The sequence below is a fragment of the Bifidobacterium sp. VU/mBH4 (B4) genome (genome assembly GCF_058199535.1).
This window is the reverse complement of sequence record NZ_JBVPQJ010000003.1, coordinates 125,315-145,478: the sequence shown is the minus strand read 5'-3', so window position 1 is coordinate 145,478 and position 20,164 is coordinate 125,315. Positions and strand designations below refer to the sequence as shown.

General features: G+C 60.0%; 16 protein-coding genes and 1 pseudogene. 9 read left to right on the top strand and 8 right to left on the bottom strand.

What is annotated here, in order from left to right:
* Positions 1-221 precede the first annotated feature (221 nt).
* Both ffh and AC0AII_RS05235 read left to right on the top strand, forming a co-directional pair.
* Positions 222-1,838: a signal recognition particle protein gene (ffh, locus tag AC0AII_RS05240; RefSeq protein WP_490446374.1), complete on the top strand. Its 1,617-nt coding sequence runs from the start codon at positions 222-224 to the stop codon at positions 1,836-1,838.
* A 30-nt stretch (positions 1,839-1,868) separates the two neighbouring features.
* The gene (locus AC0AII_RS05235) at positions 1,869-3,011 is read left to right on the top strand and encodes an endonuclease/exonuclease/phosphatase family protein (RefSeq protein ID WP_490446373.1); all 1,143 of its coding nucleotides are present in this window, start codon (positions 1,869-1,871) and stop codon (positions 3,009-3,011) included.
* A 17-nt stretch (positions 3,012-3,028) separates the two neighbouring features.
* Here the strand turns inward: AC0AII_RS05235 and AC0AII_RS05230 are convergent, their stop codons facing one another.
* Positions 3,029-4,051 (bottom strand): LacI family DNA-binding transcriptional regulator, encoded by a 1,023-nt coding sequence (locus AC0AII_RS05230; protein WP_045924248.1) that lies wholly within the window; start codon positions 4,049-4,051, stop codon positions 3,029-3,031.
* Between the two features lie 158 nt (positions 4,052-4,209).
* Here AC0AII_RS05230 and AC0AII_RS05225 point away from each other — a divergent pair, with 158 nt between their 5' ends.
* The 5 genes from AC0AII_RS05225 (at position 4,210) to rimM (ending at position 9,478) form a co-directional block, all read left to right on the top strand.
* Positions 4,210-5,589, top strand: coding sequence for an SLC45 family MFS transporter (locus AC0AII_RS05225; protein WP_197071124.1), 1,380 nt, complete (start codon positions 4,210-4,212; stop codon positions 5,587-5,589).
* 28 nt (positions 5,590-5,617) lie between these two features.
* Complete coding sequence (locus AC0AII_RS05220; protein ID WP_490446372.1) at positions 5,618-7,933, top strand: glycoside hydrolase family 31 protein; 2,316 nt, start codon at positions 5,618-5,620, stop codon at positions 7,931-7,933.
* Positions 7,934-8,148: 215 nt separating this feature from the next.
* Entirely contained in the window at positions 8,149-8,607 is a 459-nt protein-coding gene (gene rpsP, locus AC0AII_RS05215; protein WP_045923945.1) for a 30S ribosomal protein S16, read from the top strand.
* A gap of 35 nt (positions 8,608-8,642) precedes the next feature.
* The gene (locus AC0AII_RS05210; protein WP_015021362.1) at positions 8,643-8,876 is read left to right on the top strand and encodes an RNA-binding protein; all 234 of its coding nucleotides are present in this window, start codon (positions 8,643-8,645) and stop codon (positions 8,874-8,876) included.
* Positions 8,873-9,478 carry a ribosome maturation factor RimM gene (gene rimM / locus AC0AII_RS05205; protein WP_490446371.1) on the top strand — a complete coding sequence of 202 codons (606 nt, stop codon included), beginning with the start codon at positions 8,873-8,875 and terminating at the stop codon, positions 9,476-9,478. The genes AC0AII_RS05210 and rimM overlap by 4 nt, the downstream gene beginning before the upstream one ends.
* Before the next feature lie 107 nt (positions 9,479-9,585).
* Here the strand turns inward: rimM and AC0AII_RS05200 are convergent, their stop codons facing one another.
* The 3 genes from AC0AII_RS05200 to AC0AII_RS05190 are packed head-to-tail and all read right to left on the bottom strand — an operon-like array spanning position 9,586 to position 12,607.
* Positions 9,586-10,290 carry a LutC/YkgG family protein gene (locus tag AC0AII_RS05200; protein ID WP_045923943.1) on the bottom strand — a complete coding sequence of 235 codons (705 nt, stop codon included), beginning with the start codon at positions 10,288-10,290 and terminating at the stop codon, positions 9,586-9,588.
* Entirely contained in the window at positions 10,287-11,792 is a 1,506-nt protein-coding gene (locus AC0AII_RS05195; protein WP_081709296.1) for a LutB/LldF family L-lactate oxidation iron-sulfur protein, read from the bottom strand. Before AC0AII_RS05195 ends, AC0AII_RS05200 begins: the two co-directional genes overlap by 4 nt.
* On the bottom strand, positions 11,789-12,607 hold the full coding sequence (locus tag AC0AII_RS05190) for a (Fe-S)-binding protein (protein WP_198199220.1): 819 nt from the start codon (positions 12,605-12,607) through the stop codon (positions 11,789-11,791). Before AC0AII_RS05190 ends, AC0AII_RS05195 begins: the two co-directional genes overlap by 4 nt.
* A gap of 356 nt (positions 12,608-12,963) precedes the next feature.
* Here AC0AII_RS05190 and AC0AII_RS05185 point away from each other — a divergent pair, with 356 nt between their 5' ends.
* Positions 12,964-13,980, top strand: coding sequence for a YdcF family protein (locus AC0AII_RS05185; RefSeq protein ID WP_490446370.1), 1,017 nt, complete (start codon positions 12,964-12,966; stop codon positions 13,978-13,980).
* 30 nt (positions 13,981-14,010) lie between these two features.
* Here the strand turns inward: AC0AII_RS05185 and AC0AII_RS05180 are convergent, their stop codons facing one another.
* The gene (locus AC0AII_RS05180; RefSeq protein WP_490446369.1) at positions 14,011-15,414 is read right to left on the bottom strand and encodes an MFS transporter; all 1,404 of its coding nucleotides are present in this window, start codon (positions 15,412-15,414) and stop codon (positions 14,011-14,013) included.
* 281 nt (positions 15,415-15,695) lie between these two features.
* On the opposite strand from AC0AII_RS05180, the gene trmD reads away from it, so the two are divergent.
* Positions 15,696-16,646, top strand: coding sequence for a tRNA (guanosine(37)-N1)-methyltransferase TrmD (gene trmD / locus AC0AII_RS05175; protein WP_490446368.1), 951 nt, complete (start codon positions 15,696-15,698; stop codon positions 16,644-16,646).
* Positions 16,647-16,671: 25 nt separating this feature from the next.
* Here the strand turns inward: trmD and rsmD are convergent.
* The 3 genes and pseudogenes from rsmD to rpmB all read right to left on the bottom strand — a co-directional run.
* Positions 16,672-17,277 (bottom strand): annotated as a pseudogene (gene rsmD, locus AC0AII_RS05170) (16S rRNA (guanine(966)-N(2))-methyltransferase RsmD); the annotation flags it as partial.
* Between the two features lie 10 nt (positions 17,278-17,287).
* Positions 17,288-19,765, bottom strand: a complete 2,478-nt coding sequence (locus tag AC0AII_RS05165) for an ATP-dependent DNA helicase RecG (protein ID WP_490446367.1) — start codon at positions 19,763-19,765, stop codon at positions 17,288-17,290.
* Between the two features lie 100 nt (positions 19,766-19,865).
* A complete protein-coding gene (gene rpmB / locus AC0AII_RS05160; RefSeq protein ID WP_015021347.1) occupies positions 19,866-20,060 on the bottom strand; it encodes a 50S ribosomal protein L28 in 195 nt (64 codons plus the stop codon).
* Between the last annotated feature and the right edge of the window lie 104 nt (positions 20,061-20,164).

The following is a 20,164-nucleotide window of genomic DNA, read 5'->3' as shown; positions in this document are numbered from 1 at the left end:
TCGCCCGAAAACTACAAACCAGCTGTTACTAGAGTCTTTTTTGATGCAGGTGATCCGACGATCAAGATGGGATGGCAATAGTCACTTCGAAGCTCAGGGAAAGTGTGACGCACCCACATGTCGGCCGTGCCCCCCCCCACCTCTGCTGTCACTCGGCTGATGGCGCAGGCCTTACGGAGCTGCCGGCCAATCTCCCGGCTGACAGGTAGACTTGGGGCATTATGGCAGCATTTTCATCTTTGACCGACCGGCTCTCCCAGGCCTTCACCCATCTGCGTTCCAAGGGGAAGCTGACCGAGGCCGACATCGACGGCACAATCCGCGAGATCCGCCGCGCCCTCCTGGATGCCGATGTCTCCCTGGACGTGGTGCGCTCCTTTACCGGGCGCATCAGGGAACGCGCCCTGGGCGAGGAGGTCTCCAAGGCCCTGAACCCGGCCCAGCAGGTAGTCTCCATCGTCTACGACGAACTGACTGACATCCTGGGCGCTGGAGTGGATCGACCGCTCAATTTCGCCAAGAATCCGCCCACAGTCATCATGCTGGCTGGCCTGCAGGGTGCCGGCAAGACCACGTTGGCCGGCAAATTAGGCTACTGGCTCAAGGATGCCGGCCACACCCCCCTGCTGGTGGCGGCCGACCTGCAGCGGCCCAATGCGGTCACCCAGCTCCAGGTGGTCGGCGAGCGCGCCGAAGTGCCGGTATACGCACCCGAGCCAGGCGTGCAGACCAGCGGATCCGAGCTGGCAGCCCCGGGGCAGGTCACAGGCGATCCAGTCAAAGTGGCAGCCGACTCGATCAGGGTGGCCAAGGACAAGCTCTATGACGTGGTCATCATTGATACGGCCGGTCGGCTGGGCGTGGATCAGGAGCTGATGGAGCAGGCCCGCAATATCCGCGATGCCGTCCACCCCGACGAGATCCTCTTCGTCATCGATGCCATGATCGGCCAGGATGCAGTCGCCACAGCCAAGGCCTTCGACCAGGGCGTGGATTTCACCGGCGTGGTCCTGTCCAAGCTGGACGGCGATGCCCGCGGCGGCGCAGCCCTGTCGGTGGCCTCGGTGACCGGCAAGCCCATCCTCTTCGACTCCAACGGCGAGGGCCTCAAGGACTTCGAGGTCTTCCACCCCGACCGGATGGCCTCCCGCATTCTGGACATGGGTGACATCCTGACCCTGATCGAGCAGGCCCAGCGCCAGTTCGATGAGGAGGAGGCCCGCAAGGCCGCCGGGAAGATGTCCGAGGGCAGCTTCGGTTTGGACGACTTTCTGGAGCAGCTCCAACAGGTTCGCAAGCTGGGCTCCTTCAAGAGCATTCTGGGCATGATCCCGGGCATGGCCCAGCACCGCAAGGAGCTTGAGCAGTTCGATGAGAAGGAGGTGGACCGGACCCAGGCCATCATCCAGTCGATGACTCCCCAGGAACGACGCGACCCCAGCATCATCGACGGCTCACGGCGGGCCCGGATCGCCTATGGCGCCGGCACTACGGTCTCGGCTGTCAACGGCCTGCTGCAGCGGTTCGAGCAGGCGGCCAAGATGATGAAGCGGATGACCAATGGCAGCCGTTCGATCCCAGGCATGGGCGGCATGGGCGCTGGCGGCGGCAAGAAGGGCAAAAAGGGCAAGAAAGGCCGCAAGGGCTCCCGTTCAGGCAATCCTATGAAGCGGGAGGCCGAAGAGAAGGCGTTACGCGAGCGCCTGTCCGGCAAGAGCAAATCCTCCGGCGGCTCCGCCTTCGCCAAGCGCCCCGAAACTCCGCAGATGCCTGAAGGCCTGCCGGACCTGCCGCCCAACCTTGGCGGTGGACTGGGCGGTCTCTTCGGCGGCCGCTAAACCCCTCTCTCCTGCAGGAGACAATGGCACGTGAACACCCTTCTCTGGATTCTCCTGGGGCTCATCGCCTTGTGGATGGCCCTGCGCTTCCTCCCTGCCGGAGCTGACTGGCACCGCCCTCTGGTAGAGCTGATCGCTCTGATCGACCTCTTGGCCGTTCCCCTGTTGGCCATCTTGGTCTGCGCCATTGTGATCCAGGCCTGGCCACAGTCTGCCCTGGCCCTGATTGAGCTGACCCTGGTCACCTTGTGGAGACTTCAATACAGGTTTCACCTGTCCTCTCCAACGGGCTCGGGGTACAGAACTGGGCTACTGTCAAACAATAGGCATCGCACCGATACTAGTAATAAAGCAGATGCCTATGCAGACAGTCCCAAATCAAACCAGCTCAATCAGGTCACGCCTGATTCAGCACAGGTCCACACAGAAACTCGCGACCTGGCTCCAGCCGCTAGCCATCCAGCCCTTTCCTTGAGAGTCATGACGCTAAACTGCCGCTATGGCAAGGCGGATGCGCAGACCATCATGGAGCAGGTTCAAAGCCATGATGTCGACGTTTTAGCCCTGCAGGAAGTGAACTCGACGCTGCTGACTCATCTTCAGAAAGCAGGGATGAGGCAGATCATGCCATACCTGGTGGAGGGGCTGCAGACCCAGAATGACAATGGCGGCAGGAACGCCCTCTTCTCTCGTCTGGAGCCCATATGGCATCAACCATCAGGCCTTGATTTGGAAGCTTCAGCCGTTCCTCTGATGCTTTTGCATACCCAAGCTGGAACAATCCGCGTGGCTTCAGTCCATCCCAAGTCGCCCCAACGCGGCGCCAGACAATGGGGCTTAGGCATTGAGCGCCTGGCTCTCTTGAACAGCGAAAAGACGGCGGCCGCCCCAGACATGGAATCGCCCGCATTCACCGTCATCATGGGCGACTGCAACGCCAACCTGCACCACCCCACCTTTCGTGCCATGCTGCAGTCCGGCAGGTTGCGTGATGCCTCCCTTTCCCTAGGTTGCGGGCCGCATCCGACCTTTCCGCATTGCCAGGCACTTCTACCGCCGCTGATCGAAATCGACCATATCCTGGTCAGCCAAGGCATCAGGGTCGAATCGATGAAGGTCATGGAAGTCCCGCACACCGACCACTGTGGCCTTTTGGCTCAACTGCGCCTGTGAGCCTGAGCAGAGGCTGCTCACTTATGATCACCGTGCAGGCAAGGGCCCGGTCCGGTGGACTGCCTGCTGATTATCCGGAAAGGCAGAAAACGCGAACCCGGCTTGTCTCCGGACAGCAGGGCCTTGACTCCCTCCACTCCCATACGGTAAAAGGCCTGGGTGACGCTGGTTATGGTGGGCCTGACCATTTCTACAATGTCCGTGCCGTCAAAGCTCATGACACTCACGTCACCGGGCACATCCAACCCCTGGTCCCTGGCCTGGTTGATGGCACCCATAGCCACCAGGTCGCTGGCACCGATAAGGGCAGTGATCTGTTCTTTCGTCTTTAGACAGCGCTTCATGGCGGCTATCCCATCCTGGTAGAGACATCCCCCACGGAAAACCAGACTTTCCCTATAAGGAATGCTGTTATCCTCCAGGCACTGCCGGTACCCGCTGATGCGCAGAGTGATTGAACCATGCTTAGGAATGCCCGCCAACCCGATCCGTCGGTGACCTTGGTCAATCAAAAATTGGGTGGCCTCATACCCCATCTGATAGTCATCTGAAGTAATGCAGGGCAGCCGTCCGCCGCCCACAAAGGATGAGAGCGATATGCAATCCATTCCCACCTGCTCTATGGTGGCGATCAATGACTCCTGGAGCTCGAGGGAGACCAGAATAATTCCTCTGACGGCGCGCTCTACCGCAGTGGTGATGGCCCGCCGCTGGGCTTGCAGATCAGCGTTGCCAGCATGGAGAATCAACACATCCAGGTTCCGTTCCGCAGCTGATTGTTCGATCCCCTCGATGATTGAAGAATCGAAATTGGTCTTGGTGTTGGAGAGGATGACAGCCAAAGCATGGCTCTTGCCCTGAACGAGGTCGGCCGCTGCCGTGTTGCGGATGTACCCCATCTCCTTGGCCGTCTCCTTGACCAAGCGTACCGTCTGATCCCTGTGTTCACCGGTGTCGGAAAGGGAACGCGAAACGGTAGCCGTCGACAGCCCCAACCGCTGGGCTATGTCCTTTAAGGTCACTCTGGAAGCTTCAGCCATGACCTCCATCTTTCCCTCTGCCGAACCCATGCCGGACCCACTTGCTACGTCATCGGCCATCATAGCCACACGCCCGGGCATGAAAAAGATGAATGAGGCTGTATACTGATACCGTAAACGTTTACAGTAATTGTTTACAAAAGATCAAAGGAGATACCTTGAGCGCACCTCAAATGACGAGTGATGCCTCTACCAAGAAACGGCATTCGCTACCGGATATCACCATGAAGACCATGTTCGCCATCACCTTCGGCTACTGCGGCGTCAACATGGCCTTCTCCCTGCAGACCTCACAGATGAGCCGCATATTCCAGACTCTGGGTGCCGACCCAAGCAAGCTTGGGTTCTTCTTCATACTGCCGCCCCTGATCGGAATGATCATTCAACCAATCCTGGGACGATTCTCTGACGGCCACTGGTCCCCTCGCTTCGGCCGCCGGATGCCCATCCTGCTTTGGGCGGCTCCCCTGGCTGCCATCGTCATGGTCTTGCTGCCGAATTCCGGTTCCTTTGGTTTCGGCTACGGATCCTTGACTGCTCTATGCTTCGGAGCAGCAGCCATCGTCCTCATGGACCTGTCCAACAACGCCTGCATGCAACCCTTCCGCATGATCATCGGCGACATGGTCAACGAGAAGCAGAAGGACCAGGCCTGGTCCTGGCAACAGTCCTTCAGCAATCTGGGAGGCGTCCTGGCCAACCTCTGCCCCTTCCTGCTGACCGGGCTGGGCATTGCCAACATCGACAAGAAGGGAGTGGTCCCCATGTCCGTCCGGCTCTCCTTCTACATCGCCGCGGCCGTCCTTCTGGCCACCTCCATCTACACCATCCTCTCGGTCAAGGAATACGATCCTAAGACCTACGCGCAATACCATAACTTCGAATATGAGGAGAAGAAGCCGCAGAAGTCCTACTGGACCCTTCTCAAGGAGGCCCCCAGCACATTCTGGCAGGTTGCAGTCATCCAGTTCTTCGCCTACTTCGGCGTCCAGTACCTCTGGACCTACACCACCGGGGCCATCGCCCAAAACGTCTGGCACACGGCCGACTCTTCCTCAGCGGGATTCCAGGCCGCCGGCAACTGGTATGGCATCCTCACCTTCGTCCAGTCCATCGTGGGCATCATCTACGGATTCCTGGTTCTGTCCAGGACCAGCCAGTACAAGCGCAAGTTCTGGTACCGGATTGGACTGCTCTGCGGCGGCCTGGGAATGATCTGGACCGCTTTCACCCACAACCAGTACGCCCTGATCGGTTCCTTTACACTGATCGGTATCTGCTTCCTGACCATGCATGCCGAACCTTTTGCAATTTTCACTACGGAAACCGACGGGGCCAATGATGGTGCCTATATGGGGCTCTTCAACATCTTCATCTGCCTCCCGCAGATAATCGCATCGGTCAGCAGCTTCGCGATCTTCCCGTTGGTGGGCAGATCGATGCCGACCATGCTCTTGATCGGAGGCATCTCCTGGCTGATTGGCGCAGCTCTGATGGACATCATCAAGAGCCAGAAGCCCGAATCCAACGAGGCTTAAGCAACATTACGAAAGGAATACGTCTGCCATGACGAACCTGCATTACACCGCGAAAGGTCAGACCATCACCCTGAGTTCCGACCAGGGAGCATTGATCCTGACCGTGCTGACGGACCAAATCATCCGCGTCTTTCAGGATCGGGGACGACATACCAACTCCTACGCCATCGAAGGCGAGAAGAAGGTGGAGACTCCCTTCGATCTGAAGGAAGTCGACAACCATCTGGAACTGTCTACAGGGCAGCTGACCGTCAAAGTCGGACCTGACCTGCTCTTGGACGTCTTCGACGCTCAAGGCAATCCGTTGATCCTGGACTACCGCGGCAAGAGACGTCCCATCGCCAAGACGATTGATGCCGCCCACCAGAGCATCATGCGGGCCGAAGGCCACGAAGTTTCCGGCGTGAGCCAGACTGAGGATCACTACTACCAGGTAGTCAAGGCCTTGGATCCGGACGAGCAATTCTACGGACTGGGCGACAAGACCGGGTATCTGAACAAGCGGTCCTATCAATACGACAACTGGAATTATGATGAGCCGCGCCCGCACATCGAGACCTTCACCAACCTCTATAAGTCCGTCCCGGTCCTCTTCGGACTGAAAAAAGGCCACCCTTGGGGGATCTTCTTCGACAACACCTACCGGAGCCATCTTGACCTGGGCAGGGAGAACGCCGACTACTACTTCTACTCGGCCGTCGACGGAAACCTGGACTATTACATACTGGGCGGATCCTCCTTGAAGGAGGTGGTCTCCAACTACACCTATCTGACTGGCCGGGTCCCTCTCCCCCAGCGTTGGATGCTGGGTTACCAACAGTCACGTTGGGGCTACAGCATGAGCCAGGACCGGGTGGAGCAGATCGTCGACACCTTCGCCAAGTATCACCTTCCCCTGGAAGCTGTCCACTTCGACATCGACTACATGGACGGCTACCGCGTCTTCACCTGGAACAGGAATATCTTCAAGGATCCCGCCGGGTTCCTGGCGGATATGAAAAGACGGGGAGTCAGAGTCATCCCCATCCTGGATCCTGGAGTCAAAGAGGATCCCGACTATCCGATCTATCAGGAGGGTCTGGATAAGGGGTACTTCGCGACCAACCCGGACGGCAGCGTCTATGTCAACAGGGTCTGGCCCGGCAAGTCCGTATTCCCTGACTTCGGTCGATCCGAAGTCCGCGACTGGTGGGCCGGGCATTGCCGTTTTCTGGTCGACAGCGGGGCAGCCGGCATCTGGACAGACATGAACGAACCCGCCGTATTCGACGGAGAGATACCGGAAGACACCGTCTTCAGCGATGAAGATCAGCAGTCCGACCTTGCCAGGATGAACAATGTCTACGGCCACAACATGGCCAAGGCCACCTATCAGGGCCTGAAAAAAGCCACCGGCAGACGGCCCTACGTCATCACACGCGCGGCCTACGCGGGAACGCAGAAGTACTCAACGGTCTGGACCGGCGACAACCAAAGCCTCTGGCCGCATCTGCAAATGTCGATCCCTCAGCTCTGCAATATGGGGATGAGCGGATTCAGCTTTGTCGGGGCCGACATCGGTGGATTCAGCGCCGATACAACCCCGGAGCTGCTGACCCGATGGATCGAAGCCGGCATTTTCAGCCCGCTTCTGCGCAACCATTCCGCACTCCAGGCACGAGACCAGGAGCCTTGGGTCTTTGGCCCTGAGGTCCTAGACATTTACCGGCACTTCCTGCACTTGAGGTATCGCTTCATTCCCTACCTCTACGATTGCTTTGCCAAGCAGATGAAAGACGGCCTGCCGGTTATGCGTCCCCTGGTCCTGAATTACCCAGAAGATGCGCGCACCCGGAACTTGAACGATGAGTACATGGTCGGCGACCAGGTTCTGGTAGCACCGGTGGTAGAGCAAGGGCAGGTCTCAAGAATGGTCTATCTGCCCAAGGGCGACTGGGTGGATCTGCGTACCATGGTCACTTTCGGCGGCCAACGAGATATTTTGGTTGAGGCTCCTCTGGACCAGCTGCCGATCTTCGTCAGGGCCGACACCGTTCTGCCTTGGGGTCGACTGGTGGAGCATATGGACGACCAGCCCGAGGAGTCCATGACGTTCAGACTCTTCGGCCAGCATGGCGACTACACCCACTATCAGGATGACGGATACAGCTTCGACTACGAGCAGGGGGCCTACAACCTCTATCAGATCCGCATGGAGAGCCAAGGCCAGTGCTCGGTTACCGTGACCCACTATGGATTCAAGCCTCTCTATCGAAGGATCCATTTGGTCCTGCCTGAGCGAACCATGACCCTGATCCTGGACGACAAGAGCCAGGCCCCGGTCTATAGGGAGGCCGAAGCTTAGACCTAGGTCAGAACAGGTTGGAGAAAACCGAACCAAGGGTCTGTTGAGGCATATGCCACAGCAGACCCTTAATCCTATGGTTGAGGTATACTTTTGCTGTTATTCATGTCCGGAGGAGCCCTCTCATTCCGACGGCCGTGAGGAACACGCCAGGAGCGCCACCATGCCCCACATGGAGACGCCGCCGGGCACACCAAGTACCAAGGAGAGCCGTTTTGGCAACCAGAATTCGTCTGAAGAGAATGGGCAAGAAGTTCTACCCCTTCTACCGCGTGGTCGTGGTCGATTCCCGCAAGAAGCGCGATGGCAAGGTCATCGAGGAGATCGGCACCTACGATCCCAACACCCAGCCCTCTTCAATCAAGATCGACTCCGAGCGCGCCCAGTACTGGCTGGGTGTGGGCGCTCAGCCAAGTGACCCTGTCTTCAACCTTCTGAAGATCACCGGTGACTGGCAGAAGTTCAAGGATCTGCCCGGCAAGGAAGGCACTCTGAAGGTGCCCCAGGCCGAGATCGATGCCCAGGCCCGCATTGAGCAGGCACAGAACGAAGCTCAGAAGCTCAAGGCTGCCAAGTCCGAGGCTGACGCCAAGGCCAAGGCCCAGGCGGAGAAGGAAGCCCCCAAGGCCGATGAGTCGGCAGATGCCGCCCAGGCCGAGCAGGCAGCTGAGTAAGGCATATTTACTGAGGATTGGAAGGACCGGCTATCATGCTTGCACAGGCCGTTGAGCACCTGATCAGGAACATCGTGGACTTTCCCGATGACGTGTCGGTCAAGTCCCACGAGAACTCTCGCGGAGAACTGTTGCGGGTACGGGTCAACCCCGAGGATATTGGCCGCGTGATCGGCAGGGGCGGCAGGACCGCCAACGCCATCCGCACCGTGATCCAGGCGCTGGCCGACCACAAGGTGCGCGTCGACATCATGGACGTGCGCCGGTGAGCCCCAGCCGGTCCACCAATCACGGCCCGCAGGGTCCGGACCCTCAGCAGCGAAGGTTGCTGAGGGTCTGCCGTATTGGCCGCGCCCAGGGACTCAAGGGCGAGGTCAACGTATATGCCTACACCGACGAGCCTGAGCGGCGCTTCGCCCCCGACTCCCAGTTGCAGACCAAGGACGGGCAGGTTTTCACGGTGGTCTCCTCCCGGCGCTTCAAACAGCGTTGGATCGTCCTATTCAAAGGCGTGGAAGACAGGAACGCATCCGAAGCGCTGAACGGCCTCGAACTGTATGTCCAGGCTGATCCAGCCCAGGAACTGGCGCAGGAGGATGCCTGGTATCCCGAGGATCTGATTGGACTCGAGGTTCGCATGGCTCCGGGCAACTCTCTGGGCGAGCCCTCCGGACGAGTGGTCGGCCAAGTCAGCGACGTGCTGGACGGCGTAGCCCAGCAGCAGCTGCAGATCCGCATGACCACCAAAGAAGACGACGAGGAGGCGGAAGGGCTGATACCCTTCGTCGAAGCCCTGGTACCCCAGGTTGACATTGAAAACGGGTACGTGGCCATCGACCCACCTGGAGGGCTTCTGCCTGGCCTGGTCTGAACCCGTCTTTCAGCAGAAGCGTATGTGGGGGGTCAGCGTCCTTCTACAAGCCGCTGACCCCCCACATACGGGAAATGCGCCTGCCTAAGCAGGAAATGTTATTAGAGCTACATGTCTTCAACCACCAGATATGTCATATCCAGGGGGCCATGTACGCCCACCACGATCACCATCTCGATGTCGCCCGTGTTGGAGGGGCCCGTGATGAAGTTGATGTTGGAGGTCTTGAGCTCGCCTGAGACCAGAGCCGGGTCGTAGTAGTCCATGGCCTGCCGGGTTCGGGGCAGGATCTTGGACTTGCGGATGATGCTCAGATAGTGCACTGGCAGGAAGTGGAAGGCACGACCCTGACCCGGTGTAGTAGCCACGGTGATGGTGCCGGACTCGGCCAGCAGGAAATCTGCAAAGGCGATGGCCGTGCCGGACTCGTCGGCGGTCTTGATGTTCTCCTCGCGGCTGGCTCCCGGCTTCCAGAAAGTGGCGGGCGGGTTCAGACCGTCCCTCCACTCCTCCAGACCGAAATCCGCAAACAGGTCGGAGGTGGGCAGCATCACATGATCGCTGTCGTCCTTGCGCGAATCGATGAACTCGTCCAGAGCAGTGGGCAACTCGGCCTTGGTGCAGGTGCGGAAGTCCACATGGACGGCCTCGCTGCTCTTCCGGGCGATCTCCAGCAGCTCGTCCTGGGTGTGGCCTGACAGGGTGGTCTCCGGCAGATCGTTGACCGGCACCAGAGGGTGGTCCTTGAGCTGGTGACGGGGCCGTCCGCTCTTCTTGGCCAGGTAGTCCAGGAATACCTCACGATCGGTCATGCCTGCTGCTCCTTCTTGTGATGAGCGAACCAACTGCGGAAGTTCTGCCCGTGTTTGGGCGGATCCGGCAGATCACGAACCTTGGTCCATCCGCCGAAGACGAAGGGCATCCATTCCACGTGCCGATCGCTGGCAAAAAGGTTCTTGGCCGTCTCCGGCTGCTTCTTGGATATGGGGGTCAGCATGGTGTGATCCACCCCTAGGGCAGTGCGGAAGAGCGAGGAGTGGCCGGTGCCCAGACCCATGACCCTCATGACCGTGTCGTCGATCAGATTGGCCTGGGACTGGTCGTCCATCATGATCCGCCGGTGCTCAATCATGAGCTGATGCAGGGGGATCTTGACCGGGCAGGTGGCCGTGCATGCTGCGCACAGGCTGCAGGCGTAGGGCAGGTCCCCGAAGTCGTCGTAGCCACCATCCAATACCGGCGAGAGCACCGAGCCCACAGGACCCGGATAGATGGATCCGTAGCCATGACCGCCGATGTGCCGGTAGATGGGGCAGACGTTCAGGCAGGAGGCGCAGCGGATGCACTGGAGGATGGGCTCGAAAACCGTCCCCAGGGCGTTGGAGCGGCCGTTGTCCAGAATGACCACATAGACATCGTCCGGTCCGTCCGACTCCTGGCCGGTGCGCGGCGCAGTATAGGTCAAATAGGAGGTCAGCTTCTGGCCGACGGCGGACCGGGCCAGCATGTTGTCCATGGTCTCGGCCTCCTTCATGGTCGGCACCAGGCGCTCCATGCCCATGACCACCACCTGGGTCTTGGGGATGCACATGGCCAGGTCGGCGTTGCCCTCGTTGGTCACCAGGTTGATCATGCCCGTGTCTGCCACGGCGAAGTTGCATCCGGTGATGCCCATGTCCGCCTCGAGGAAGTGTTTGCGCAGAACCTTGCGCGAGAAGCGAGCCATGTGCTGGGGATCGTTGTCACCCTTGTAACCCAGCTTCTTCTCGAAAACCTGCCGAACCTGTTCGCGGTTCTTGTGCAGGGCGGGGAAGACCAGGTGCGTGGGCTGGTCCCAGTCGTCCTCCTCCAGGATGAACTCGGCCAGGTCGGTCTCCAGCACCTCCAGGCCGGGCACAGTCATCAGCGTGGGATCCAGGTTGATCTCGCTGGTCACCATGGACTTGCTCTTGACGACGTGCTTGGCCTTCTTTTCGATGGCGATTTGCTTGATGTACTGGGCAGCCTCGTCGTCGGTCTGGGCGAAGAAGACATGGCCGCCGCGCTTCTCCACGTTGTCGGAGAACTCCTCCAGGTAGTCAGGCAGGTAGCGGATGACATGCTGGCGAATCTGCTCGCCCAGGTCGCGCCACTGTTCCCAGTTGCCCAGCTCCTGTCGGGCAGCCTCGCGCTTGACCCACTGCGCATCCTGGGCCTTGGCCACGGCCTGCTGGGCGAATTGGTCCTGCTCGGACTCCTTGACCCTGGTCAGGAAGGGAGCCTTGCTGGTCCGCAGATATTGCGCAGCCTTCTTGCCATTGACCATGCTGCTCATACCAGAGCCCCCTCTTCCTTGGCAGCCCTGACGGAACCCACAGCCCCATCGCCAGCAGAGCGGCCTTCCACATACTTGACGCGGCTCATGTCCACGTTGTGATTGAGCACCTCAGCCAGGTGCATGATGGTGATCTTCTCGCCACGCCGGTTGAATCGGCCGCCGATGTTCATCAGGCAGCCCGGATCGCAGGAGATGAGGACGCTGGCCTTGGTGCTGAGCACGTCGTTCACCTTTTCATCCACCATCTGCTTGGAGATCTCAGGCTCTTTCATGGAGAACATGCCACCGAATCCGCAGCAGTTCTCGATATGGGGCAGGGGGATCATGGTCAGGCCCTTGACATGATCCAGCAGGACGAAGGGACTGGTCCGCTCCCCCAGCAACCGGGTCATGTGGCAGGAGCGGTGGTAGGTGGCCACGGCATCAAGCTCAGCGCCCGCATCCAGCACACCCAGCACACGATAGAGGAACTGCGAGAACTCATAGGTCTTGTCAGCCATGGTCTGGGCCTTGGCGGCATAGACCGGGTCGTTCTTGAGATGGAAGGGCAGCTCCTTGAGCATATTCACGCAGGAGCCTGCTGGACCCACGATGTAGTCGGCATCTACGCTCAGCAGGGCATCGACCTCGTTGCGCATGACCTGCATGCTCTCCTTGACATACCCGCTGTTGAAGGTGGGCTGGGCGCAGCAGATCTGCTCCTTGGGAAGGTAGGTGTCGCAGCCAAACCGCTCCAACACTTCCACCATGGCCTTCCCCACGTTCGGAAACATGAGGTCCACCACGCAGGTGGAGAATATCACTACTTTCATTACCACACCTCTCTACAGCCTTGTACGCCAGGTCCGAACCATCTCCTGAGCGCGGAGGAACCCAACATCACTTGAACCCCTGATCCTCCCAACGCATCGCTGCCTTGCGACCAACCACGCCCATGCAGGCACCGATGTGCAATCCTGAGAGGACCCATCATTATCATGGTCTCGACTTGGAATTCGCACCGTCGGGAATCGCCCACCCTCAGCTTTTGAACGTGTGAGATTTACCACATATATGGTACCACGACAGGCTGGAAAGCGGTGGCATGTCAAGGACGAGCGGCGGCTCATCTATTCGCTACAGTGGAATACAACCCTGCCAGTTCGTCCTCGGGAAGGGGAATCACGGCATGACCAACTACCTGCAGCTCCTCCTGCTCTATGCACCCGCCATCATCTTCGGCCTGCTCTTCCTCTGGGACCTGCACAAGGAGCCACGGCAGTTCCGCAATGCCATCTGGTTCCTGCTCCTGCTGCTGACCCTGGGTGGAGCGCTTCTTCTGCAGTTCGGGATGCGCTGGCTGATCCTGCCGCTGATCATTGTGTTGATCGCCTCGCCCCTGCTGGTGGTCGCCTTCCTGCTGGCCAACACGGTCATCGTCATCCGGCATGAGGGGATTTCCCTGACCACCCTGCTGCCCGGACTGCTGGCACTGGCCGTGGTAGCCTACATGATTCTTTCGCCCCTCCTGGCTGGGTTTGGCGCCCCCTCATGGCTGCAGAAGCTGGCTGGGCTGATCGACCTGGAAGCCACCTGGTTCTTCTTCTCCTTCCTGGCCCTGCTGCTCTATTCCAGCTTGTACAGGCTGCTGCCCCGCAAGCGTCGCTACGACTACATCATCATCCACGGAGCCGGCCTGCGCGGCGAAGAACCCACCCCTCTGCTCCGCGGACGGCTGGACAAGGCTGTAGACCTCTGGAAGCGGCAGGGGCGCCTGGGGCGCTTCGTGGTCTCCGGCGGGCAAGGCCCGGACGAGGTCATCAGCGAGGCCAGGGCCATGGCTCAGTATTTGCGTAACTCCTGCCGGGTGCCAGCCGAGGCCATCATCATGGAGGACAGATCGACCACAACCCTGGAGAATCTGCGCTACTCCAAGCAGATCCTCGACGACCGCTACGAGACGGGCACCGGGCCTGAGCATTACCGGGTGGCCCTGGTCACCAGCGACTACCATGTCTTCCGGGCCAGCGAATACGCCAGCAAGGTCGGGCTGAATGCCGACGGAATCGGTTCGCACACCAAGGGCTACTACTGGCCGACTGCCTTCATCCGAGAGTTCGTGGCCATCACCCGCATGCACTGGTGGCCCTACCTGGTCCTTGCACTGGGCTGGGCCGTCTGGGTCGGCATCTCATTCCTGAACTGACACCGGTGGCTTTCCAGAAGGAATCAGCGGTCATACAACCTGAACCTCTTCCCTATCCTGACCGGCCAGGCTGCGCTCTAGGAACCATGCCACCAGAAGGATGACCAGGACAATGAGCAAGACGAAAACGAAAGCCCAGACGGCTCCGAACTGGAAGGCCTGAGGGCCGCCATGGATTCCTCTGGCCTTGGGCACGCCAGTGATGATGGCGGCCAGAACGCCGGTCGAAGCCGCGCCTGAATACTGCTGAAGGGTGTTGAAGAGGGCGTTGCCGTCAGGCACCAGTTTCGCAGGGATATGCTGCAGGCCGACCGTAAGCAGGTTGTTGAAGACGCAAGCCTGACCGACCATGTAGCAGGCGTAGAGAAGAACCATCAGGGGGACAGACAAGCGCCGACTGAGGATCATGAAGCCTAAGGCGGAGAGGATGAAGGCCGTGCTTCCCACAGCGAGCAGTCCACGCAGGCCATGACCATCCAGATAACCGCCTGTGATGGGCTGGCAGAGGGCTGAGAGCAGACTCCCCGGCAGCAGCAAGAGGCCGGCCACGGTAGATGTCTCCCCCAGGACGGACTGGGCCATATTGGGCAGGATGAACGTAAGGCCAATCTGAACGAACTGGACCAGGAAGTAGAGGATCAGGGCAAGGGTGAAAGTGCGGTTGCGGAAGACCGCAATGTTGATCAGCCTGGTGCGCTGATGCGCAAGGATCCAAACCCCTGCGACCAGGGCCAAAACGCCGACGAGCAGGGACAGCCAGGTGATAGGACCGTGCACATCCAAGGTGCTCAGACACAAGGTCAGACCGGTCAGGAACATACCCAGAAGAAGGAACTGGAGCCAGGCGAAGGGGCCGACATGGGCGCTCTCCCTGTCTACAGAGATGAGGGCGATGAGCCCGAAGACCAGCTCGATGGGCAGCACGATCAGAAAGATGGCCTGCCAGGATAAGGCCTGGATAACGGCTCCACCAAAGGTCGGCCCAAGTGAGGGCGCCAGTGCTACCGCCATGCCGGCGCTGCCCACGTAACGACCCTGGATGTGAAGAGGTATCTTTTTCATGATCAGGGAAAAGACCAGGGGAAGAACGATACCAGTGCTGATGCCCTGCAGGAGGCGCCCCGCCATAAGGAGGGGAAAACATGGAGCAAGGATGCACATCAGGTCGCTGCCCAGGAATATTCCCACGCTGGCAAGAATCAATGTGCGGGTGGTGAATGAATGCTCCAGCCAGGCAGCGGCCAGAACCGTCAAGGCCACCACCAGCAGATACCCGGTAGTCAGCCATTGGACCGTGCCCAGCCCGGTGTTGAAGTACCGGGTCATCTCCGGAAAGGTGACATTGAGCGAGGTCTCCAAAAGGACCCCGCAGAAGGCGAGCCCGGCAGTGCCGGTAATCAGCAGTTGTGTTCGCTTATCAACATGGTCGACCATGGACCGTCCGCTCCTCACGCATCAGACTGTTCGCATAGCCATCACCACGGATCCGTACGGCATGGCATCATCAGATGCCGCTCTCATTGCTGTTTACGCAACGGTTATAGCTCTCTGGCTGCGTTGATGACGTCTCCCAAAGTGGCGCCGGACTGACAGCCGCATGCTGCGACGAGCCGGTTCACCTCCACGACTTTTGAAGACCCAGCTAGTGTAGCACCCGCAAAGGCACCAATCCGTGTCCACTCCAGACCTAAACAGGCTTGGGTAGAGTTGATGACATGCAAATCGATATCGTCTCCGTCTTCCCCGAATATTTTGACGTGACTGGACTCAGCCTGCTTGGCAAGGCCCAGGAAAAAGGCCTGGTAACCATCCGCGCCCACAATCTGCGCGACTGGACCCATGACGTGCACCACTCGGTGGATGATACTCCGGTAGGCGGCGGAGCCGGCATGGTCATGAAACCGGAAGTCTGGGGCCAGTGCCTGGACGACCTGCTGGACATGCCAGACGAATCGACTCAGCAACAACCGTCCACGGATCAGACAGCCGGCACCGCTGATGCTGCAGAACACAAAGAAGCAATAAAGAGTTCCGGCGACAAAAGCGATGGCATAGCAGCCGAGGCAGATTCGTCTACAGACAGCCACGAGGCAGGCCTGGCAGGACCAGTCCTGATCTTCCCCAACCCATCCGCTCCTTTGTTCACCCAGACCGATGCGACCGCGCTGTCACAGGCGAAGAGGCTGATATTCGGCTGCGGCCGCTACGAAGGCTATGACGCACGCATCCCCGACTACTACCGGAATCAGGGGATCGACGTTCGCGAGTACTCCATTGGCGACTATGTGCTCAATGGGGGCGAGGTGGCCGTTTCGGTGATGCTGGAGGCGATCACCCGTCTTCTGCCCGGATTCATGGGCAATCCTGAATCCATCGTGCAGGAGTCCTACACCGGGGATGAGCCGCTGCTGGAATATCGCCAGTACACACGCCCCACCACCTGGCGAGGTATGGCCGTGCCCGAGATACTGACCAGCGGTGACCACGGGAAGGTGGACCGGTTTCGACGCGATGAAGCCATCAAGCGAACCAGTCGGATCCGTCCCGACCTGATCGCCCGATTGGACTGCCCCACCCTGGATAAGCATGACCGCCGTCTCTTGGAGGACCTGGGCTGGGATACAAGGGAAACCCATCCGAGACCTCTGGACCAGCCTTCAAATTGATTAGCCGTCAAATTTGCAGGGCTTATCAGCAGGCCGTCAGATAGTAGACTGCTGTCTCCCCATAGCTGCGAGCCTGATCAATCGCCCATCCTTCAGGAGCTGTGGGCGGCGGGGTGCGTGTCGATCGTTCCAGAACGATCATGCCCCTATCGTCCACCATTCCTCGGCCAGTCAGACCGGTCATAATACTTTGGCAATCCTCAGTCGACAGGTCATAAGGCGGGTCCATAAAGACCAGGTCGAAACAGGCCTCGGACAGACCGGCATCCTCATGGCCAGAAGAGAGAGGACGAACAAAGCGCTCGGCACGATTTCTGCTGACACGAATATCCATGGCTGGATCCCAAGCCGGATGGTGGCGCAGCCCAGCGGCTGAGCGTGACAGCAGTCCGGCGACACGACCAGAAGACTCCACAGCCACCAGGCTCCGGGCACCACGGGAGAGGGCTTCGAATCCCAAAGCCCCGGTGCCGGCGAACAGGTCCAGGACCCGAGCACCGGACAGCAGACCTTCGGACTCCAGGTGGGAGAAAATGGCCTCCTTGGTGCGATCGGTGGTGGGCCGGGTGCCCTTGAGGGCTGCGGGAATGGGGAATCCCTTGAAGCGGCCGGCGATGATGTGCATATGGTCTGTTGTCCTTTCAGCTGGAGACCAGGAAACCTTCGTTGCCCCTCATGAAATCCAGAACGGCGCCAGCCAGCTCGGGCTGTCCGGCCAGGGTGGGGTCGGACTCCAGGAGTTGGCCTGCCTGGGTCCTTGCACGGACGATCATGGGCGCATCGGTGACCACCCGCAGAAGCTTCAGGGAGGAATGACCGCCGGATTGGGCATCGCCCAGCACGTCTCCGGCACCCCTGATGCGAATGTCCTCCTCTGCGATTTTGGCCCCGTCAGTGGTGTCGCGAATGACCTCGAGCCGCTCGGCAGCCGGGGAATCCGCAGGGGCGCGCGAGATCAGGAAGGCCCATGAATCAGTGCCGCCGCGTCCCACCCTGCCGCGCAGCTGATGAAGCTGGGAGAGTCCGAACCGATCGGCATCGAAGATGACAATGCAGGAGGCTTGGGGCACATCTACCCCCACCTCCACCACAGTGGTGGCTACCAGCAGGGGCGTGCGGCCCGAAGCGAAATCCGCCATAACAGCATTCTTTGTGGCGTCGTCATCCCGACCAGTCAGCGTGGCCATGGCAATGCCTTGGAATTGCGGCAGAGCAGCCAGTCTCTGACTCATTTCGGCCACCGAGTGCAGAGGCGGACGCTGGCCATCACCTTGGCCCTCCTCAGCCAGCAGCTCAGGTTGAGCATCGGATCCGCTAGATTGACCAGGTCGGTCAGAGGCGGCCGAGAAGTCGTCCTCCTCGTCGATGCGGGCGCAGATTACATAGGCCCGTTCTCCAGCCTCGATCCGTCGGCGCAGATGCAGGAACATGGCACCCATGGTCGCTCCGTCGGACTCGGCGATGACGTGCGTGCGGACCGGTTTGCGGTTGCTGGGCAGCTCGGTCAGGGTGGAGATGTCAAGGTCGCCGAACCAGGTCATAGCGGCCGTGCGCGGGATAGGTGTCGCGGTCATGATCAGCAGATGGGGAACGCGCTCGGATTTGCGGCGTAGCTCCTCGCGCTGCTCGACCCCGAAACGATGCTGCTCGTCGATAACAGTCAGGGCAAGATTGGGGGCCTGGAAGGTCTTGGAGAAGGCCGCATGGGTGGCGATGATAATGCAGGGACGGCCCGAAGCCGAGACAGCCAGGGCAGAACGGCGCTGGGCCAGTCTCATACCGCCGGTCAGCAGCACCAGAGACAGCACCAGCTGATCCGTCATACGAATCATGGTGACGTTGTCCACAGGCTTATGGCGGCCTTCTACGGCAGTGGCGGTCACATCAGTGCCCATGGTCTTAAGCATGCCGCCGATGGAGGCATAGTGCTGCTCGGCCAACACCTGGGTGGGAGCCACCAAGACAGCCTGATGACCGGCCTGGACCGCCTGGAGCATGGCCGCCAGGGCCACCACGGTCTTGCCAGAACCAACCTCGCCCTGCAGAAGCCGCTGCATGGGCTGATCCTTGGCCATGTCGACACCGATATCATTGATGACCTGACGCTGCCCATCGGTCAGCTGGAACGGCAGGGAGTCGATGAAACGGGCAGGCAGGGTGTCTGGATGATCGGCGCCCGAATTCGCACATGGATAAGTGGGCTGCTGCTGGGTCTGGCGACGGGTCTGCAGAAGCGCCGTCTGCGAGACGAAAGCCTCCTCGTAGCGCAGGGTTTTGCGCGCCGCAGCGAAGTCGTCAGGGCTGTCGGGCGCATGCATGCCCAAGAGGGCACGGGCACGATGCATCAGCCCCTGGTCGACACGGACCTGCTCGGGCAGCACATCAGGTATGGCTCGGCCCAGGGCTTCCGGATTAATGCGGATCTCGGCACTGGGCTGCCCCTCTTCGAGGGCACCCGCTACAGGCAAGGCTTCAGGTGAATCACCGGCCTGTGCCAGCAGACGCAAAAACCCCAGAATGACATCGTGAATATGGTCCGAGGAGATGCGGGAGCTTGCATGATAAACCGGCCGCGGTCGACGGACGCGTTCCAAGGCCTCGTCAAGGCTGGCTGCATCGGGTCGAGAAGCCTCTGCCAAAACCTCCCGATCGGCATCGGCAACAACCAGGGTCTCCGGATGGGTGAACTGGAGCTGGTCCATGTAGACACCGGGCTCGCCAGCCACGACCAGATCCGCCCCTACTTGCAGCCGACGGACCATCCAGTCCATATAGGGCTTTTTATGGGAGAAGAAGACCAGTCTGACCGCCAGCGGAGTGCCGTCTTGGCTGCTGACGAAGGCTGCATCGTCCACCATCACGTCCAGCCGAAAACCCCGGTGGCCACTCAGTGGCACCAGACGCACCTGATCCACCCGGGCGGCGAAGGCGCAGGGCTCGCCAAGGCGAATGCCGGCAATAGTGGTGACCCGCATAGGATCAGTGATGCGGAAAGGATAGTAGGTCAGCGCATCCCCGACTGTGACCACGCCCAGAGCCTTGAGAGCACTCACCCTACGCCTGTTGGCCACCAGCGAGGCCACGGTGCTGTGCAGACCAACACGAGCCACTGCCGACATACCCGATCACCTCCCGCATGCGCCGACCATCATCCGTCAGGATGACAAGAACCCCCGGAGCTTTGCCCCCGGGGGTCCCAATACGACCGACAAACCGCACTCAGGCGGCGATGCGCTGCACCTTGCCTGCCTTGAGGCACTTGACGCAGACGCGCAGACGCACGTTCTGGCCATCAACGGTGGTGTGCACCGACTGCAGGTTGGGGCGGAAGATGCGCTTGTTCCGGATATGCGAATGAGAAACACTGTAACCGGTCTGCGGGCCCTTGCCGCACACCGCGCAACGAGCTGCCATGTTGACTTCCTTTACGTTGTTTTCCAAGTCGTCCCAGGTGTTCTTGCCCGCAACGCGAGGCTACGGATGAACACACAACTTTGTTAGACTACTACATCCCCTCA

What these genes read in the sequence shown, in the direction of transcription:
- ffh (WP_490446374.1), top strand. Translation starts at nt 222, where the DNA reads ATGGCAGCATTTTCATCTTTGACCGACCGGCTCTCCCAGGCCTTCACC.
- AC0AII_RS05230 (WP_045924248.1), bottom strand. Translation starts at nt 4,051, where the DNA reads ATGGCTGAAGCTTCCAGAGTGACCTTAAAGGACATAGCCCAGCGGTTG.
- AC0AII_RS05220 (WP_490446372.1), top strand. Translation starts at nt 5,618, where the DNA reads ATGACGAACCTGCATTACACCGCGAAAGGTCAGACCATCACCCTGAGT.
- AC0AII_RS05210 (WP_015021362.1), top strand. Translation starts at nt 8,643, where the DNA reads ATGCTTGCACAGGCCGTTGAGCACCTGATCAGGAACATCGTGGACTTT.
- AC0AII_RS05200 (WP_045923943.1), bottom strand. Translation starts at nt 10,290, where the DNA reads ATGACCGATCGTGAGGTATTCCTGGACTACCTGGCCAAGAAGAGCGGA.
- AC0AII_RS05195 (WP_081709296.1), bottom strand. Translation starts at nt 11,792, where the DNA reads ATGAGCAGCATGGTCAATGGCAAGAAGGCTGCGCAATATCTGCGGACC.
- AC0AII_RS05190 (WP_198199220.1), bottom strand. Translation starts at nt 12,607, where the DNA reads ATGAAAGTAGTGATATTCTCCACCTGCGTGGTGGACCTCATGTTTCCG.
- AC0AII_RS05185 (WP_490446370.1), top strand. Translation starts at nt 12,964, where the DNA reads ATGACCAACTACCTGCAGCTCCTCCTGCTCTATGCACCCGCCATCATC.
- AC0AII_RS05180 (WP_490446369.1), bottom strand. Translation starts at nt 15,414, where the DNA reads ATGGTCGACCATGTTGATAAGCGAACACAACTGCTGATTACCGGCACT.
- trmD (WP_490446368.1), top strand. Translation starts at nt 15,696, where the DNA reads ATGCAAATCGATATCGTCTCCGTCTTCCCCGAATATTTTGACGTGACT.
- AC0AII_RS05165 (WP_490446367.1), bottom strand. Translation starts at nt 19,765, where the DNA reads ATGTCGGCAGTGGCTCGTGTTGGTCTGCACAGCACCGTGGCCTCGCTG.
- rpmB (WP_015021347.1), bottom strand. Translation starts at nt 20,060, where the DNA reads ATGGCAGCTCGTTGCGCGGTGTGCGGCAAGGGCCCGCAGACCGGTTAC.